Origin of the sequence: Kineosporia sp. NBRC 101731 (assembly GCF_030269305.1) — a bacterium.
GTDB lineage: Bacteria > Actinomycetota > Actinomycetes > Actinomycetales > Kineosporiaceae > Kineosporia.
The window spans coordinates 612,959-630,645 of the sequence record NZ_BSTC01000001.1 but is presented as its reverse complement, the minus strand read 5'-3'; the positions used below and the strand labels follow the sequence as shown (position 1 = coordinate 630,645).

Annotated in this window: 15 protein-coding genes; 13 read left to right on the top strand and 2 right to left on the bottom strand. The window is 68.8% G+C overall.

The genetic code is table 11. The annotated features are described in order from the left end of the window. Positions 1-11: 11 nt before the first annotated feature. Complete coding sequence (locus tag QSK05_RS02700) at positions 12-773, bottom strand: IclR family transcriptional regulator (RefSeq protein WP_285593523.1); 762 nt, start codon at positions 771-773, stop codon at positions 12-14. Positions 774-905: 132 nt separating this feature from the next. Between QSK05_RS02700 and QSK05_RS02695 the strand changes: the two genes are divergently transcribed. From QSK05_RS02695 to QSK05_RS02650, 10 genes are all read left to right on the top strand, one after another. Beyond that, positions 906-1,784, top strand: a complete 879-nt coding sequence (locus QSK05_RS02695) for an MIP/aquaporin family protein (RefSeq protein WP_285593522.1) — start codon at positions 906-908, stop codon at positions 1,782-1,784. 3 nt (positions 1,785-1,787) lie between these two features. Beyond that, entirely contained in the window at positions 1,788-3,302 is a 1,515-nt protein-coding gene (glpK, locus tag QSK05_RS02690) for a glycerol kinase GlpK (protein WP_285593520.1), read from the top strand. Next, positions 3,299-5,011, top strand: coding sequence for a glycerol-3-phosphate dehydrogenase/oxidase (locus tag QSK05_RS02685; RefSeq protein WP_285593516.1), 1,713 nt, complete (start codon positions 3,299-3,301; stop codon positions 5,009-5,011). Before glpK ends, QSK05_RS02685 begins: the two co-directional genes overlap by 4 nt. 111 nt (positions 5,012-5,122) lie before the next feature. After that, positions 5,123-5,791: a hypothetical protein gene (locus QSK05_RS02680; protein ID WP_285593512.1), complete on the top strand. Its 669-nt coding sequence runs from the start codon at positions 5,123-5,125 to the stop codon at positions 5,789-5,791. A 111-nt stretch (positions 5,792-5,902) separates the two neighbouring features. Beyond that, entirely contained in the window at positions 5,903-6,553 is a 651-nt protein-coding gene (locus tag QSK05_RS02675) for a hypothetical protein (protein ID WP_285593510.1), read from the top strand. A gap of 80 nt (positions 6,554-6,633) precedes the next feature. Next, positions 6,634-7,326: a hypothetical protein gene (locus QSK05_RS02670; protein ID WP_285593508.1), complete on the top strand. Its 693-nt coding sequence runs from the start codon at positions 6,634-6,636 to the stop codon at positions 7,324-7,326. Positions 7,327-7,352: 26 nt separating this feature from the next. After that, positions 7,353-8,039, top strand: coding sequence for a hypothetical protein (locus QSK05_RS02665; RefSeq protein ID WP_285593506.1), 687 nt, complete (start codon positions 7,353-7,355; stop codon positions 8,037-8,039). A gap of 197 nt (positions 8,040-8,236) precedes the next feature. Then, a complete protein-coding gene (locus tag QSK05_RS02660) occupies positions 8,237-8,935 on the top strand; it encodes a hypothetical protein (RefSeq protein WP_285593505.1) in 699 nt (232 codons plus the stop codon). 26 nt (positions 8,936-8,961) lie between these two features. Beyond that, the gene (locus tag QSK05_RS02655; RefSeq protein WP_285593503.1) at positions 8,962-9,687 is read left to right on the top strand and encodes a hypothetical protein; all 726 of its coding nucleotides are present in this window, start codon (positions 8,962-8,964) and stop codon (positions 9,685-9,687) included. Between the two features lie 75 nt (positions 9,688-9,762). Then, on the top strand, positions 9,763-11,820 hold the full coding sequence (locus QSK05_RS02650) for a glycogen debranching N-terminal domain-containing protein (protein WP_285593501.1): 2,058 nt from the start codon (positions 9,763-9,765) through the stop codon (positions 11,818-11,820). 109 nt (positions 11,821-11,929) lie between these two features. Here the strand turns inward: QSK05_RS02650 and QSK05_RS02645 are convergent, their stop codons facing one another. Then, the gene (locus QSK05_RS02645; RefSeq protein ID WP_285593498.1) at positions 11,930-12,445 is read right to left on the bottom strand and encodes a PASTA domain-containing protein; all 516 of its coding nucleotides are present in this window, start codon (positions 12,443-12,445) and stop codon (positions 11,930-11,932) included. A gap of 135 nt (positions 12,446-12,580) precedes the next feature. Here QSK05_RS02645 and QSK05_RS02640 point away from each other — a divergent pair, with 135 nt between their 5' ends. The 3 genes from QSK05_RS02640 to QSK05_RS02630 all read left to right on the top strand — a co-directional run bounded on the left by QSK05_RS02640 (position 12,581) and on the right by QSK05_RS02630 (position 17,678). Further along, positions 12,581-13,801, top strand: a complete 1,221-nt coding sequence (locus tag QSK05_RS02640) for a hypothetical protein (protein WP_285593496.1) — start codon at positions 12,581-12,583, stop codon at positions 13,799-13,801. Positions 13,802-13,968: 167 nt separating this feature from the next. Next, positions 13,969-14,973 (top strand): NAD-dependent epimerase/dehydratase family protein, encoded by a 1,005-nt coding sequence (locus QSK05_RS02635; protein WP_285593494.1) that lies wholly within the window; start codon positions 13,969-13,971, stop codon positions 14,971-14,973. A gap of 146 nt (positions 14,974-15,119) precedes the next feature. Beyond that, positions 15,120-17,678 carry a carboxylate--amine ligase/circularly permuted type 2 ATP-grasp protein gene (locus QSK05_RS02630; RefSeq protein WP_285593490.1) on the top strand — a complete coding sequence of 853 codons (2,559 nt, stop codon included), beginning with the start codon at positions 15,120-15,122 and terminating at the stop codon, positions 17,676-17,678. The last annotated feature ends 9 nt before the right edge of the window (positions 17,679-17,687 follow it).

Sequence of the window (17,687 nt, the reverse complement as noted above, 5' to 3'; positions counted from 1 at the left end):
GAAACGTGGCTTCACACCTGCGTCCTCAAGGTCGTCAGTTCGCGGCCGACCGCACGGGCACATTCCTGCACCAGGGCGAGCAGCCGGGGGCGGGGCACACCGGCCGGGTCGAGAAGGCGATCTACCGCGCCGTGGATACCGATGGCCCCCACCACCAGGCCCCCGAGCCCGGTCAGCGGGGCGGCGATGCCGGCCATGTCCATCTGGTGCTCACCCCGCTCGACGGCCCACCCCTGGCGCCGGATCCGGGTCAGCTCGGCGGTCAGGGTGGTGCGGGTGATGAGGGTGCGTGCCGTGTAGAAGGTGAGCACGTCCGGGACCGCCACGGGGTGAAAGGCCAGCAGCACCTTGCCCAGAGCGGTGGCGTGACCGGGCAGCACGGCCCCGACGTCGGCCTTCTGGGCTGAGTGGTCGGGGCGGAACACGTAGTGGACCACGCGGGCGTCCCCGGTCTCGGGCGTCACCACCCGCACCGCCTCACCGGTCCGCGCGGCCAGCGGGTCGGCCCAGTTCATGCTGCGCGCCCGCAGCTCGTTCGGATCCACCAGACCACCGCCGAGGGCCACCAGCCCGGCACCCAGCAGGTACTTGCCCGTCACCCGGTCCTGGTCGACGAACCCCACCTCGGTCAGCGTGCGCAGAATGCCGTGGGCCGTTCCGCGCGAGAGCTGAACGGATGAACTGATCTCCGTCAGGCGCAGGGGACCCGGCGCCGCGGCGAGCAGACGCAGGATCGCGGCGGCACGCTCGATGGACTGAATCGAGCCCGGCATGCGGCCAACGTAGACCGGTCGGCGGATGTTCGACAATGTCGACAGAAAGGCGTGTCGCTGTGGCCAGCGTTTTCATAGCGTCGAAGGACCCCGAAACATCGGGGCAACAATCATCAGATCGAGGGTGACGCCATGCCAACGACGGCAAGCGCAAACGGTCAGACGACCGCATCCGAACCACCCCAGGGGCAACTGCCCTCCGCCACCCGGCGCATCCCGGGCCTGACCGGTGAACTGGCCGCCGAATTCTTCGGCACCGCCATCCTGATTCTCTTCGGTGTCGGCGTGGTGGCCCAGGTGGTCGCCGGCGGCATCGGTGACCACGACAGCATCACCTGGGCCTGGGGCTTCGGCGTCATGCTGGGTGTTTACGCGGCCGGCCGGATCAGCGGGGCCCACCTCAACCCCGCAGTGACCATCGCCCTCGCCGCCTACCAGGGCTTCCCCTGGAAGAAGGTTCTGCCTTACTCCCTGGCCCAGACCGCCGGCGCCTTCGTCGCCGCGCTGATCGTGCGCTGGAACTACACCGACCTGATCGCGATGGTCGACCCCGGGCACACGATCAAGACCCAGGGCATCTTCAGTACGCTGCCGGGTAACGGCACCCTGCCGATCGGCCAGGGTGGCGCACTGCGTGACCAGATCATCGGTACCGCGATCCTGGTCTTCATGTTGTTCGCCATCGGCGACGCCCGGAACTCGGCCCCGCTGGGCAACCTGGCCCCCGTCGTCGTCGGTCTGCTGATCGTCGCCATCGGTATGGCCTGGGGCACGCTCGACGGCTACGCCATCAACCCGGCCCGTGACTTCGGGCCGCGTCTGGCCTCGTTCTTCACCGGTTACGGCGGAGCGATGCGGGATCAGAACGGCGACTTGTTCTTCTGGATCCCGATCATCGGCCCGATCATCGGCGCCCTGATCGGTGGAGCCCTCTACAAGTACGGCCTCCAGATCTTCCTCCCCAAGGCCGAAACCCCGGAAACCGCCAGCGCTGGCGCAAAGGAGCTCTAAGTCATGGCAGATCTCGTCGGTGCAATCGACCAGGGCACGACCAGTACCCGCTTCATGCTCTTCGACCACGAGGGCAACGAGCGCGGCAAACACCAGCTCGAGCACAGCCAGATCATGCCGCAGGCCGGCTGGGTGGAACACAGCCCGGTGGAGATCTGGGAGCGCACGCGGTCGGTCATGACCAACACGCTCAACGGCCTGGGGCTTCAGCCCTCCGACCTGGCCGCGCTGGGCATCACGAACCAGCGCGAGACCACGGTGGTCTGGAACAAGAAGACCGGGCGGCCCTATTACAACGCGATCGTCTGGCAGGACACCCGCACCGACCGCATCGCCTCCGCCCTGGAGCGCGAGGGCAAGGGCGACGTGATCCGGCAGAAGGCGGGCATCCCGCCGGCCACCTACTTCTCCGCCGGCAAGATCCAGTGGATCCTCGAGAACGTCCCCGGTGCGCGTGAAGACGCGGAGAAGGGCGACGCGATCTTCGGCAACACCGACAGCTGGCTGGTCTGGAACCTGACCGGTGGCATCAACGGCGGCAAGCACGTCACCGACGTGACCAATGCCAGCCGCACCATGCTGATGAACCTCGAGACGCTGGACTGGGACGACGAGCTGCTGTCGTTCTTCAACATCCCGCGTCAGATGCTGCCGCAGATCCGCCCGTCCTCCGAGCCGTCCTGGTACGGCGAGGTCGTGGACCCCTCCGGCTTCCACGGCATCCCGATCTCGGGCATCCTCGGCGACCAGCAGGCCGCCATGGTCGGCCAGGTCTGCTTCGCCCCGGGCGAGGCCAAGAACACCTACGGCACCGGCAACTTCCTGCTGCTGAACACCGGTACCGAGCTGGTCCGTTCGAAGAACGGCCTGCTGAGCACGGTCTGCTACCAGTTCGGTGACGACGCCCCGGTCTACGCCCTCGAAGGGTCGATCGCGGTCACCGGCTCGGCCGTTCAGTGGCTGCGTGACCAGCTCGGCATCATCTCCGGCGCCTCGGAGATCGAGACGCTGGCCCGAACGGTGGAGGACACCGGTGGCATGTACTTCGTGCCGGCCTTCTCCGGGCTCTTCGCACCGTACTGGCGCAGTGACGCCCGAGGGGCGATCGTCGGCATGTCGCGATACAACACGAACGCGCACCTGGCCCGTGCCACCCTGGAATCGATCTGCTATCAGAGCCGGGATGTCTCCGAGGCGATGGAGGCCGACTCCGGGGTGCACGTCGAGGTGCTGAAGGTCGATGGCGGGGTGACTGCCAACGAGCTGTGCATGCAGCTCCAGGCGAACATCCTCAACGTGCCGGTCAGCCGGCCCGTGGTCGCCGAGACCACCGCCCTGGGTGCGGCTTACGCGGCCGGCCTGGCCGTCGGGTTCTGGCAGAACACTGACGAGCTGCGGGCGAACTGGAACGAGTCGAAGCGCTGGACGCCGGACTGGTCCGACGAGCAGCGCAGTAGCGGTTACACGGGCTGGAAGAAGGCCGTGGACCGAACGATGGGATGGGTGGACGTAGATTGAGTACCACGCAGGAACCGTTCAGCCCGGCCGGCCGTGAGGCAGCACTGGCCCGACTGGCATCAGAGGAACTCGACGTCCTGGTGATCGGGGGCGGGGTGGTCGGGGCCGGTGCGGCTCTGGACGCCGTGACCCGCGGCCTGAGCACCGGCCTGGTCGAGATGCGGGACTACGCCGCGGGCACCTCCAGCCGATCGACCAAGCTGTTCCACGGTGGCCTGCGCTACCTGGAGCAGTTCAACTTCGCCCTCGTCTTCGAGGCGCTGAAGGAGCGGTCGCTGAACCTGGAGACCCTGGCGCCGCACCTCGTGCACCCGGTGGAATTCATCTACCCGCTGACCAAGGCGTTCGATCACGCCTACGTGTCACTGGGCATGGGTGTGTACGACGTCATGGGCTCGGGCCGGGGTGTGCCGCACCACATGCGGTACATGCGCCGGGCCAAGGCGAAGGAGTCGTTCCCCTCCGGCAAGGCCTCGGAGATCTCCGGTGCCATCTCGTTCTACGAGGGCCAGGTCGACGATGCCCGTCACACCATGATGATCGCCCGGACGGCGGCCCATTACGGTGCGGCGATCGCGAACAGCACCCGGGTGATGCGGTTCCTGCGTGAGGACGACCGGGTCGTCGGCGTCGTCGCCCGTGACCTGGAGTCGGGCAAGGAGTTCGAGATCCGCGCGCAGCAGGTGATCAACGCTGCCGGCGTGTGGACCGACGAGATCCAGGAGATGGTCGGCGGACGCGGCTCGTTCCGCGTCCGGGCCTCCAAGGGCGTGCACGTGGTGATCCCGCGCAACCGGATCAACAGCGCCACCGGGATCATCCACCGCACCGAGAAGAGCCTGCTCTTCATCATCCCGCGGGGCAGTCACTGGGTGATCGGCACGACGGACACGGACTGGGAACTCGACAAGGCCCATCCCGCCGCCAGCCAGACCGATATCGACTACCTGCTGGACCACGCGAACGCCCTACTGGCCGACCCGCTGACCCGGGACGACGTGGTGGGCGTCTACGCCGGGCTGCGGCCGCTGCTGGCCGGGGAGAGCGAGTCCACCAGCACGCTCTCCCGGGAGCACGCGGTGGCCAGTCCGGTGCGGGGCCTGACCGTCATCGCCGGTGGGAAGTACACCACCTACCGGGTGATGGCCAAGGACGCCGTCGACAACGCGGTGCACGGTCTGGACCGGGTCGTCGCACCGTCCTGCACCGAGCGCATCCCGCTGATCGGGGCCGACGGCTACTTCGCGGCCTGGAACAACCGGCAGGCGATCGCCAAGCGGGCCGGCCTGCGGGTGCACGTGCTGGAGCACCTGCTCAACCGGTACGGCAGCCTCTACACGCAGGTGCTCGACCTGATCGAGGAGCGGCCCGAGCTGGGTGAACCGCTGACCGGTGGCGACGAGTACCTCAAGGCCGAGGTCGTCTACGCGGCCTCGCACGAGGGCGCTCAGCACCTGGACGACATCCTCGCCCGTCGTACCCGCCTCTCGATCGAGGTGCGGGACCGCGGGGTCGAGGCCGCCCAGGAGGTCGCCGCGCTGGTGGCCCCGATCCTCGGATGGGACGCCGGCCAGACCGCCCGCGAGATCGAGCACTACACCAAGCGGGTCGCGGCGGAGATCGAGTCGCAGAAGCAGCCCGACGACCAGACCGCCGACTCCGCGCGTCTGGGCGCACCCGACGTTCGGGTGGGCATCCCCTCGGCCTGATCGGCCGATCCGCAAGACTTCGCGGCCGTCCCGGAAAACCCCCGGGACGGCCGCGAATCCCATGTTCGGGGGACATCCGGAACCGGTGCGCGGCTCATAGGCTCAGCTTTCATGTTCACCTTGCGGAAGTCCGCGGCCGGCATCGTGGCCGCCGCTGCTCTCGTCGGCCCGCTCGCGCTCGTCGCCACCCCGGCGTCCGCCCAGACGGTTCCGTCGTGCGACGTACGACCCCGGGGCACCACCTTCCTCACCCGGCCCAAGACCATCGACTTCGATGTTCCTTCGGCGCGGCACTTCACCTTCGATCTCCCCGAGATCGGCCTGTACATCTACGACACCTCGGTGGACGGCGACGCCAGCGTGGCCCGGGTCGACCCGAAGAAGCTCGATAACGCCGACGCCCGCTGGCACATGGGCACCGTGGAGCGGGAACGCAGCGACGGCACCACGGACACGTGCACCGGCACCTGGCGCCTGAAGCGCGGCACCCGGATCGAGATCACCAAGGTGCAGAAGATCAGGTACGGGCGCAAGGTCACCGGCACCCTGGAGCGGGTGAACTGGGGCAAGAACCCGAAGACCCGCTGGACGACCTACTCCAACCAGGAGGTCGACATCCAGTTCGTGAACGCCCGGGGCCAGTGGCAGTACGGCGGCCGGGTACCGGTGAAGAACGGCACGTTCACGTTCACGAAGCAGATCGGTGAACGCACGTGGCGCGCCTACTTCCAGGGCACCAACATCTCCGGATCCGACTACTCGTCCGAAGTCACCGGCTGAGCTGCTAAGCATCGGGATGGAGGACGCGCCTCACGACGGCGCATGCCCCGGTGGGTCGGTCGGTGGTGGCGTTCGTGAACCCTGCGGTGCCCACCACCCGTCATATGCAGTATGACGACCCTTCTGCGCCGGACCGTCGCGGGCCTGGCCGCGTGCGCGGTACCCCTCGTGATCCTGCTGTCCGCCCAGCCCGCCAGCGCGGCCTCGTGCACGATCACCCCCAGTAGCACGACGCTCTACCAGCGGTCGAAGAACGTCACGTTCAACGTTCCCTCCGCGCAGTACTGGACCCTCTCGATCGCCGACATCAACCTGTCCGTGTACAAGGTGGACGGCAAGGCCGACCGGATCGCGACCTTCAGCCCGTCGCGGTTCGCCAATGCCGACGCCGGGGCGTACGCGGTCAAGGTGCAGCGCCAGAACGGCACGGCCATCGACAGCTGCTCGGCCTCCTTCCGCCTGAAACGCGGCACCGATCTCGCGATATCGGTGAAGACGGTGTCGTCGTCCCGGAAGGTCACGGGCACCCTGAAGCGGGTGAACTTCGGCACCGGGGCAACGAAGTGGCAGAAGCTGTCAGGTCAGAAGGTGCGCGTGCAGTACCTCAACGGCAACGACGTCTGGGTCACCGCGAAGACCGTGAAAACCTCCAAGACAGGCACTTTCTCGGCCACGGTGAAGCTGAGCAAGCACCGCTGGCGAGCCACCTACGCAGGCACCGGCACCACCGGGGCGCGCACCTCGTCCACGGTGACCCGATGACCCGATGACCCGATGACCCGAAGATAACGTTTGGGAAGTTTCCCGCACCGGCCGGCCCGGCGGACGCTAACTTCATGATCATGAAGACGCCCCGCCGGGCTTTTGCCTGCCTGGCTACTGCTTTCACCGTTGCCACGATGGCACTCCTGGGACCGGCCACCCCGGCGAACGCCGCCGCCACGGTGTCGTGCTCCATCGTCCCGAGCTCACTCACCCTCGGTGACCGGACCCAGGTGGTGGAATTCGACGTCGACAGCACCTACCGCTACTGGTGGATCGACTTCGACTACCCGAAGAACAACCTGATGGCCGCCGTCACGTCGTACAGCGACTTCCGCAACACCATCTTCAATCCCCGCCACTTCGAGAACTCGGACGCCGGCCTGAAGCAGTTCAAGGTCAAGCTCCACCAGATCCGCGACGGCGAGACGAGGACCTGCACGGCACCGTTCCGCCTCCTGCGCGGCTCGAAGATCTCCCTGTCCGCCGCTCCGGTCAGTGGCGGCCGCCGGCTCACCGGCACCCTGAAGAGGATCAACTTCGACGAGAACAGCCAGGCCCCCTGGATCAAGGCCCCCTGGGCGAGCTTCGCCGGCCAGAAGGTCAGCATCCAGTACCGGTCCGGAAGTACGTGGATCACTGCCTCAACGGTGAAGACCCGGAAGAACGGCACCTTCAAGTTCACCACGAAGCTCGGGAAACGGCAGTGGCGGGCGGTGTTCGCGGGTAGTGCCACCACCGCCGCCCGCACCTCCACGACCGTCACCGGCTGACCTCACAGATGATGGATCTCCCCAGGATGAAGTTGCCCCGCCGGGCTGCCGCCGGTCTGATCGCGGCTGCCCTCCTCACCCCTCTCACACTGCTGGCCCCGGCCTCCCCCGCGGCGGCCGCTGGCACCACGTGCACGGTCACCCCCTCGTCCGTGACCCTGTACGACAAGCCCAAGAAAGTGAAGTTCAGGGTCAATAGCCGCCTTCCGTTCTGGATGCTGGACGTTCCCGATGCGGAAATCTCGCCGACCAGTGACGACCCGGTCAGGGAACTGGACTCCTCCACCCAGTTCAGCTGGATCGCCGGAAAGGTCGACGCCTTCGCCCTGCTGTCCTCGGCGGATGGGTACGACAAGGCCAACTGCAAGACCACCTTCACGATTCTGCGCGGGTCCCGGATCTCCCTGGCGGCGAAGACCGTCACCGGCAGGCGGCAGTTCACCGGATCGCTCAAGGCCATCACGTTCGGCTGGCACCATGACCCTTCGTACCTCGGGCAAACCAGCAAACCCACCTGGTCGGCACTGGGGGATCAGCTGGTGAAGATCCAGTACCGGACCACGAAGAACACCTGGGTCACCGCCACCACGACGAGGACCGCGTCCGACGGCACGTACCGGGTGACGAAGAAGATCGGGAAACATCAGTGGCGTGCGGTTTACGGCGGCAGCAGCACGACCGGAGCCCGCACCTCGGCGGCCGTCACCCGCTGACACGACGGTAGAGCCCGATGGCCCGGCGGGGCCCCTTGCCATGCCTCGCCGGGCTTTTGCCTGTTCGGTAAAACTTTTCAGTGTTGAGTGACATGCCGATCTTCTGGTCCGCAACATCCGGATCGGTCCGATGAGACCAAGGTTACAGTTCGGTCATATTGGACATCCGCCGGTTCAGTGGCGTTTACCTTCTCGACATGAGGATTCCCCGCCGGGCTTTCGCTTGCCTGGCCACCACTTTCGTCATTGCCACGATGGCTCTCCTGGGGCCCGCCGCAGCCGCGAGCGCCGCCCCGGAGGCGTCCGGCCCGACGTGCTCCATCACCCCGGGCTCGATCACCGTCTACGACCGGAGCAAGGTGGTCGAGTTCGACGTCGAGACCGAATACCCCTACTGGGCCATCGGCATCGACTATGCCTCTTCCGGCGCGGCCCAGATCGCTCCCGATACCAGGTCTCCTTTGATGGAGTTCCATCCCGGGAAACTCGCGAACAGCGACGCGGGGCTGACCCTGGCGGAGGTCTCCCTCCAGAGCGCCGATCTCCGTGAGATCGAGGTCTGCCGGGCCCCGTTCAGGCTGCTCCGAGGTTCGAAGATATCCCTGACCGCCAAGAAGGTCACCGGTGGACGTCAACTCCGCGGCCGTCTCACCCAGGTCGATTTCGACGAGACCGACCAGCCGTACTGGCTCTCGCCACCGTGGGTGAACCACTCCGGGCAGACGGTGCGGCTGGAGCACCGGTCAGGTACCCGGTGGATCATCGACAAGATCGTGAAAACCGGCAAGGACGGCACTTTCAAGACCACCGTCAGGTCTGGGAAGCGAACCTGGCGGGCCGTGTACGCAGGCACGCCGACCTCCGGCGCCCGCACCTCGAAGACCGTCACCGGCTGATCTCGCAGATGTGGAATTGACTGACCATGAGAATTTTTCGTAGATCTGCGGTCGGCCTCGCGGCCGCCACCCTGCTCGCTCCCCTGGCCCTGCTCGCCCCGGGAACGTCCGCGTCAGCTGCCACCGCAGCCGCCGTACCCACGGCCGCACCCGAGTCCTCCGCGACCGAGTGCAAGATCATCCCGTCGTCCGTGACCCTCTACGAGCAGCCGAAGTCGGTGATCTTCGACGTCGAGAGATCGTTCCCCGACTGGAGTCTGCGGATCCTCGACGCCGGTGCCTTTGCCATCAGCGACATGACCCAGGGCGAGATGGATGCCTCCGAGCTGCCGAACTGGATCGCCGGTGACGTCGAGACCCTGGTGAGACTCTGGGAGGCCGACCCCTACCGGGCCGCCAACTGCCGGGCGACGTTCTCGGTGCTGCGGGGCTCGCGCATCTCCCTGTCGGCCCAGAAGATCTCGGGCGGGCGGAAGTTCACCGGGTCGCTCAAGGCCATCAGGTTCGGCTGGTCCCTCGGGGGCGGTCGCTACGACCACCGGGTCGAGCCGACCTGGGCCGCCCTCGCCGGCCGGCCGGTGAAGATCCAGTACCGGGCCGCGAGCGGCCGGTGGGTCACCGCCACCACCACGAAGACCACGGCGAACGGCACCTTCAAGGTCTCGAAGAAGCTCGGCAAGCACCAGTGGCGCGCCGTCTACGCCGGAAGCAGCACCACCGGCGCCCGCACGTCGAGAGCAGTGACCCGCTGACGGTCCAGGTCCAGGGCGGTGGCCACCGCCCTGGGGCACGATGGACCTCGTCCGTAGTGCCCGAGGGGAGTCCCGATGCCCGAGACCAGTCCTGACCCCGTGTCCCAGCACCCGTGGCTGCACGACCTCGTCACCTCCCTGAGCGCTCCGACCACGGTGCTGAGCGAGGCCTCCGGGCAGATCCGCGAGAGCGGGGTGCAGGGCGTGCTGCACTGCGACGTCCAGGTGCTCTCGTCGGCCGTGCTGCTCATCGACGGGGAGGAACCCACCCCGATCGGTGGGGGCCCGGTCTGCGCCGGGGTGGCCCGGTTCGTCGCGGTACCCCGGGGGCTCGGGGGTGGCGGTCCGGACGCGGCGGTGCGGGTCGACCGGACGCGGACGGTCGGAGCGGGTCGGCTCGAGGAACGGGTCGAGCTGAGCTCCCACCGCCCGCGGCCGGTCCCGGCGACGGTGACGCTCGTGGTGACACCGGCCCGGCAGCGGGTCGAGACCATCCGGTCGCCCGGCTCGCAACCGCCGTCCACGCCGGAACGGTCGGTGGACGGGTCGCACGTGCACTGGGGAGCGGACGAGGTGGTGGCCGATCTCGATGCTCCCGGGGCTCGTATCGACGACGACGGCCGGGCGGTGCGGCTGCACTGGACGGTCGAGGTTCCCGTCGGCGGCACGGTGGGCCTGACCTGGCGGCTGAGCCTCGAGGCCCCCACGGCGCCGGTGACCGGCCTCGGTGACCGAAACGTCCCTGCTCTGCACCGAGAACCGCAGGCCCGGGCCGACGACCGGCGCCTCCCGGCCCTGATCGGCACCTCCTGGAGCGATCTGCAGGCCCTGCGCATGGCACCGGCCGACGATCCGGGTGCTGTGTTTCTGGGGGCGGGATCTCCCTGGTACTTCACTCTTTTCGGCCGGGACAGCCTGTGGGCCGCGCGCCTGCTACTGCCCTTCGGCACCGACCTGGCCGAGGGCACCCTCCGGGCGCTGGCGGCCCGGCAGGGCACGAAGACCGATGCGGCGACCGGCGAGGAGCCGGGCAAGATCCTGCACGAACTGCGCGCGACGGCCACGCAGCACGCCCAGGGCGGCGTCGGGGGCGGGATGAGCCTGCCGCCGCTGTACTACGGCACGGTCGACGCCACCCTTCTGTGGATCTGCCTGCTGCACGACTCCTGGCGCTGGGGAATGCCCGAAGACACCGTCCGGTCGCTGCTTCCGGCACTGGAGGGAGCCCTGGGGTGGCTCGGCGACCACGGGGACGAGTTCGTCCGGTACACCGGCTCCGGCACAGGTCTGGCCAACCAGGGCTGGAAGGACTCTGCCGACGCGGTCCGTTTCGCCGACGGCACGATCGCCGACGGACCGGTGGCGCTGTGCGAGGTGCAGGGTTACGCGCACGAGGCGGCCGTGCACGGTGCCGAGCTGCTCGACCACTTCGGCCGGCCCGGTGGCGTGTTCTGGAGAGACCGGGCGCAACGACTGGCGGCGCGGTTCCGCGAATCGTTCTGGGTGACCGGCGCCGACGGCGAGCGTTTCCCGGCCCTCGCCCTGGACGGCTCCGGGCGCCCCGTCGACTCGCTGACCAGCAACATCGGGCATCTCCTGGGCACCGGCCTGCTCTCTGCGGCCGAATCCGAGCAGGTCGCGGCGCTGTTGAGCGGCCCAGCCCTGTCCAGTGGCTACGGACTGCGGACCATGGCCTCCACCGAGGGCGGGTACTGGCCGCTGAGTTATCACTGCGGCTCGGTCTGGGCCCACGACACGGCGATCGCGATTCACGGGTTGCACCGCAGTGGGCTCGGCGCTTCGGCGTTCGGCCTGGTCGAGGGGCTGCTGAGGACAGCGGCGGAGTTCGGTTACCGGCTCCCGGAACTGCACAGCGGCGAGGGAAGGAGCCTCGTGCCCTATCCCGCCGCCTGCCGCCCCCAGGCCTGGTCCGCGGCGGCGATCGGCCCGCTCGTGCAGGTCCTGGCCGGGCTCTCGGCCGACAACGGCACGCTGGAGTGCCTACCTCCCGAGAACTCCCCGTTCGGGGCCCTGCGGGTGAGCGGCCTGCGCTTCGGCCCGGACGAGGTCACGGTGACGGTCGACCGCGAAGGCCGGGGCCGCCTGTCCACCACCCCACCATCCCTTTCGTGATCGTGCAGAGTGTCCCCAGCGTTCCAGGGGACACTCTGCACGATCACGGCAAGAAACTTTCCCCGGCCATCGTTCCGCGAGGTGGGACGGCCTCGCCCGTTCAGGAGCGCTAGGGGCAGTTCTCGTCGAGGCGCACGGCCTCCAGTCGCACCAGTTTGGTCTTCAGCACCCTCGATCCGGCCCGCGGTGACTGATGGCAGACCTTCCAGTCGGAGTCGAGCAGCTGGAAGCGGTGCTGACTGGTGGCATCGACCTGATCGAGCAGGTAGCTGCCCCGTTTCTGCAGCAGGTCCTGCGCGTTCTGGAGGTTGCGACCCACCAGCTGCGGCATGGTGAAGTGCGACTGCGTGATGCCCTTCTTGACGTCGTCGGCGACCTCCTTGACCTTGTTCGCCACGTCGCGGGCCTCCTCGCGACGCTGCTCCTGCGCGGTGCGGGGATCGTCTTCACGATCCCGCTCACGCTGGTCGGCGAGGTCACGCTCGCTCTGCCGGGTGGCCGCGGCCTGTTCGGCGGGCGGATTCTCGGTCGAGCCGATCGAACCCACCTGGGCCCCTCCGCCCCCGCAGGCGACCAGCAGCGGACCCAGCAAGAACGTCGACAGCGTGATCCTGATGGCCCTCATCGACATCCACCCTTTCCGGCTACCCGGCCTCCCCGATGACGCACGGTCAGTGTTCCACGGTAACCCCGGCGGTGGCTCAAGCTCGGGGAGCAACGCGTCGATGGGTCGGGCACGGCGGCAGGAAAGGAGCACACGATGAGCCCGTTGCCCCACCTCACGCGAAGGTCCGGGTACGACCCGACGGCTGAGATCGACCGCGTGGCCCATGAGTTCGCGGACAGCCTGAGCATCGAACGGCTGCAGGCGGAGATCGTGCGCCGTCTGGAGCAGCACTGCACGACCGGGGCCGACGACACCGGATTCGAGGCGGTGCACGTGGTCGACACGACCAATGGGCTCCCGGACGAGGCCGAGGTGCAACTCGCGATCCTCCATCCGCGCCACCTGCACGATCCCGCCGAAGTGCACGGATCGCTGGCCGACCCGGTGCTCACCTCGGCGGCCGCCGAGCAGACGCTCCGGCTCACCTCCACGCGAGGCGCCCAGCCCCGCCGGCACCGCAACGCGGTGATCGCGCTGGCTGCCGACGCCCACCACTACCCGATGCTGGAGGCCGGCGTCCGCGAGTTCCTCGCCTGGTCGCACGTGGCCGCCATGGCCCATGCCCTGGGCCTGCCCGAAGAGGCCGGCCGGGAGGCCCTGATCTGGAAGGACGCAGCCGAGAACGATATCGATCACCTGCTGCCGGAGACCTACTTCTGGCTGCTGATTCCGGGCCAGCAGTCGGAGGACGAGCCGCTGACGCTACGGGTCCTGACCGCCGAGGGCGCGGGCGGCACCCTGGCCGAACGGGCCGCGCTCACCCTGCGCGCCGAGGGCGAGCTCGTCACCTCCCGCGACGACCACGCCATCCGCAGCGATCTGAACGGGCCACTCACCTCCCGCTGGCGCACCGGCCACGTGAGTGTGGGCGAGCTGTGGGAGCTCTACACCTCGCTGCCCTACCTGCCCCGCCTGCGCGACCGCTCGGTGCTGGAGGCCGGCCTGGTCGCCGCGATCGCCGACGAACTGGACTGGCAGTACCAGGGTTTCGCCCTGGCTGATGGCTACGACCAGCGCAAGGCGTCATACCTCGGGCTGCGTCTGCCCGGCGACGACCGGCCGCCGGAGGTCATGCGGGAGTCGACGCTGGTGGTGCGGCCCGACCGCGCCGTGGAGCAGCGGCACAGCGACACCGCCCGCGCGGCCCTGGACCAGCTGCGCACCATCGACCACCTCGACCACGAAGACCCCGTCCCACCCCTGCCCCGCCTGGCCCAGGGCGAGACCCTCACCCCCGAAGCCCTGATGGCTGCGGGTCGAGGATTGGACGACGAAGGACGCCCGACCGGGGATCGCGAGCGCTCGGCGAGCTGAGTTTCAAGATCGTCGGGGAACGTTTGCATGATCACGGCAAGGCCCCCCTCACTTCGTTCGTGATCATGCAAACGTTCCCCGAACCCCCACCGACCTCGTCCTCCATTTGATTCTCTTCACCGCAGAAACGCTTGGATCACACCGGTTCGGACCGGCAGGGTGGGCGCATGAGGATTCTCGTGCTGGGTGGGACGGAGTTCGTGGGGCGGGCCCTCGTGGACGAGGCGGTCGGGCGCGGACATGAGGTGACCACGCTGAACCGGGGCACCAAGACCCCGGAGCAACCGCAGGTGACCGCCCGGCACGGCGATCGACGGCAGCCCGGCGGGCTCGATGCCCTGACCGGCGAGTGGGACGTCGTGATCGACACCTGGAGCTCGGACTCCTACGTGGTCAGCGACAGCGTCGAGGCGCTGAAAAACCGCGTCGGACGGTATCTTTTCGTTTCCACCCGCTCGGTGTACGAGTTCCCGGCACCGGTCGGCGCGGACGAGTCCGCGCCGCTGCTGGCGGGTGACCCCGAGGCCGGGCGGGACGGTGCCGAGGTGCCGTACGGCGAGGCGAAACGGGGCTCGGAGATCGCGGTGGAGCGAGGTTTCGGCGATCGGTACGTGCACGTGCGGGCCGGGCTGATCCTCGGGCCGTGGGAGAACATCGGCCGGCTGCCCTGGTGGCTGGGGCGGGTGGCACGCGGAGGGGACGTGCTCGCGCCCGGGCCGGACGACCTGCCGCTGCAGTACGTGGACGCGCGTGACCTGGCGATCTGGACGGTCGGGGCGGCGGAGCAGGGACTGTCCGGGGCGTTCGACATGATCAGCCCGCCCGGGCACACCTCCATGGGTGAATTCCTGCGCACCTGTGTCGAGGTCACGGGCTCGGACGCCGAGCTGCGCTGGGCCCCGCCGGAGCTGATCGATCAGGCGGGCATCGAACCCTGGACCGAGCTGCCGGTGTGGATCCCGCCGGGCCCGGAGCACGCCGCCCTGCACCTCGGCAATCCGGCAAAGGCCCTGGCCACCGGGCTGTACAACCGTCCCGTGGCCGAGACGGTCGGTGACACCTGGGCCTGGTTGCAGTCCATCGGGGGCCAGGCTCCGCAGCGTCCGGACCGGCCGCAGCCCGGGCTCGATCCGGAGAAGGAGGCCGGGGTCCTGAAGACCCTGATGTCGTAGACCGCGCAACCCGCTCGAAATGTGCAGGTCATGCTTCTCGCCTAACCTCCAATGACGGTGAGACGGACGCGTGAGGCGTTCAGCCGCCCCACCGCCGCGTCGTCCGTCACGGCGGGTTCGAACGGCAGGCGAGGTGGCGACCAGACGTGACCGGTCCCGGTGAATTGACCAGTCTCGGTGTCGAGGAAGAGTTCCACGTAGTGGATCTGCTCTCCCGTGAGCTGGTGGCTCAGGCCCCGAAGCTGCTGGAGCATCTACCCGCCGAGACCTACTCCGACGAGTTGCAGCGCAGTGTCGTGGAGAGCAACACCCCGGTCTGCAACACCCTGGCCGACCTGCGCCAGGCTCTGATCGACACGCGACGCAAGCTGGTCGAGGTGGCCACCCCGATGGGGCTGGGCGTGGTGGCCGCGGGCACGGTGCCGCTGGTCGACCCGCTGCAGCTGTCGGTGACACCGAACCAGCGCTACGAGCGCATGCTCGACGAGTACCAGACGCTGGTGCGCGAGCAGCTGATCTGCGGTGCCCAGGTGCACGTGCAGGTCACCGACCGCGACCTGGCCGTCCAGATCGCGCAACGGGTCACGCCCCGGCTGCCGGTGCTGCTCGCGCTGTCGGCGTCGTCCCCGTTCTGGATGGGTGAAGACTCCGGCTACGCCAGCAACCGGTCTCTGCTGTGGTCGCGCTGGCCCACCGCCGGGCTGAGCGGTGAGGTCGCGACGGCGGTGGAGCACGACCAGCTGATCGCCGACCTGGTCGAGTCCGGCACGATCAGCGACGCCGGGATGATCTACTTCGACGTGCGGCCCTCGTCGCACCTCCCCACCCTCGAACTGCGCCTCACCGACGCCTGCCCCGACCTCGACACCGTGGTGCTGCTGGCCGGGCTGTTCCGGGCGATGGTGCGCCAGGAGCACGCCGCGATCACCGCGGGCGAGCCGAGCCGGCGCTGGCTCTCCCCCCTGCTGCGCAGCGCCATCTGGCGGGCCGCCCGGTCCGGTCTGGAGGGCGATCTGCTCGACCTGCCGCGCTCGTCACGGCCGGTGCCGGCCGCTCAGGCGGTGCAGGCGCTGCTGGAAGACCTGCGCCCGCAGCTGGAGGAGGCCGGTGACTGGGAGCTGGTCAGCGAGCTGACCGAACGGGCCCTGGTGCGTGGCAGCTCGGCGGCCGAGCAGCGCGCGATCTACGAACGCCGCGAGCGCTTCGCCGACGTGGTCGACATGCTGGTACGCCGCACCGACCCGGACCAGGCCGCACCGACCGTGCCGGGCGAGGCCGGGCATCCGGCGGCCCTGCCCCTGTATCAGCTCGAAGGCGACGAGGCGCTCGGTCAGGACGGCCCGACGGCCCCCTACGCCGACCTGTTCGCCGTGCTGGAAGATCTCGGCCCGGCCGGGATGCGGCAGCGCGAGCGGCGGCGCGACGAGGAGCAGCGCTCCCACGGCGTGACGTTCGGCGTGCCGGGCCGGGCCAGTGCCCGGCTGTTCCCGGTCGACCTGGTGCCCCGCGTGGTGCAGGCCGACGAATGGGCCGCCCTCGGTCTCGGGCTGCGGCAGCGGGCGACGGCACTCGACGCCTTCCTGCACGACGTCTACGGCGATCGCGCCATTGTCAAGGACGGCGTGGTGCCGAGCTGGGTGATCGACTCGGCGCCCGGGCTGCGGGGCACCGGGGCGCTGGTGCACCGGCAGAAGGTGCGTGCCCACATCAGCGGTATGGACCTGGTGAAGGACTCGCACACCGGTGAGTGGTTCTTGCTGGAAGACAATCTGCGGGTGCCCTCCGGCCTGGGCTACTCGGTGCAGAACCGGCGCCTGACCGACGCGGTGATGGGTGATCTGCCTCGGCCCGCGGGCATGCTCGACCCGAACCGGGTACCGGCCCTGCTGCGCGAGACGCTGGAGGCCGCGGCCCTGCCGAGCGCCCCCGACAGCCCGCAGGTGGTGCTGCTGAGCGAGGGCCCGGAGGGTTCGGCCTGGTTCGAGCACCGCATGCTGGCCAACGAGATGGGCGTGCCGGTGGCCGTGATCGGCGACCTGCTGATCGAGAACGACACCGTCTACCTGCTGCGGGAGGGCGGTCGTAAGCGGGTGGACGTGCTTTACCTGCGGGTGGACGAGGAGGCCCTGCTGCACTCGGCGGGTGCCGACGGCCGTCCGCTCGGCCCGTCCCTGCTCTCGGCCGTCGGTGCTGCCCGCGTGGTGCTGGCCAACGCTCCCGGCAACGGGGTGGGCGACGACAAGGCCATCTACACGTTCGTGCCGCAGATGATCGAGTACTACCTCTCCGAGAAGCCGCTGCTGAACAGTGTGCCGACCTATCTGTGCGGCATCCCCGACCAGGCCGAGCAGGTGCTGAACCGGCTCGGCGAACTGGTGCTCAAGCCGGTGGACGGATACGGCGGCGAGGGGGTGCTGATCGGCCCGATGGCGAGCGAGCAGGAGATCGAGGCACACCGCAAGCAGCTGCTCACCGCGCCGCACCGGTGGATCGCCCAGGAGATGGTGCAGCTGTCGAGCATGCCCTGCTTCACCGATGACGGTTTCACGGCTCATCACGTCGATCTGCGGGCCTTCGTGCTGAACTCGGGCGCCCCGGAGCTGCTGGTGGCGCCGACCGCGCTGAGCCGGGTGGCACCGGCGGGCAGCATGGTGGTGAACAGCTCACGCGGTGGTGGGTCGAAGGACACCTGGCTGCTGACCTGACCTTCCCGG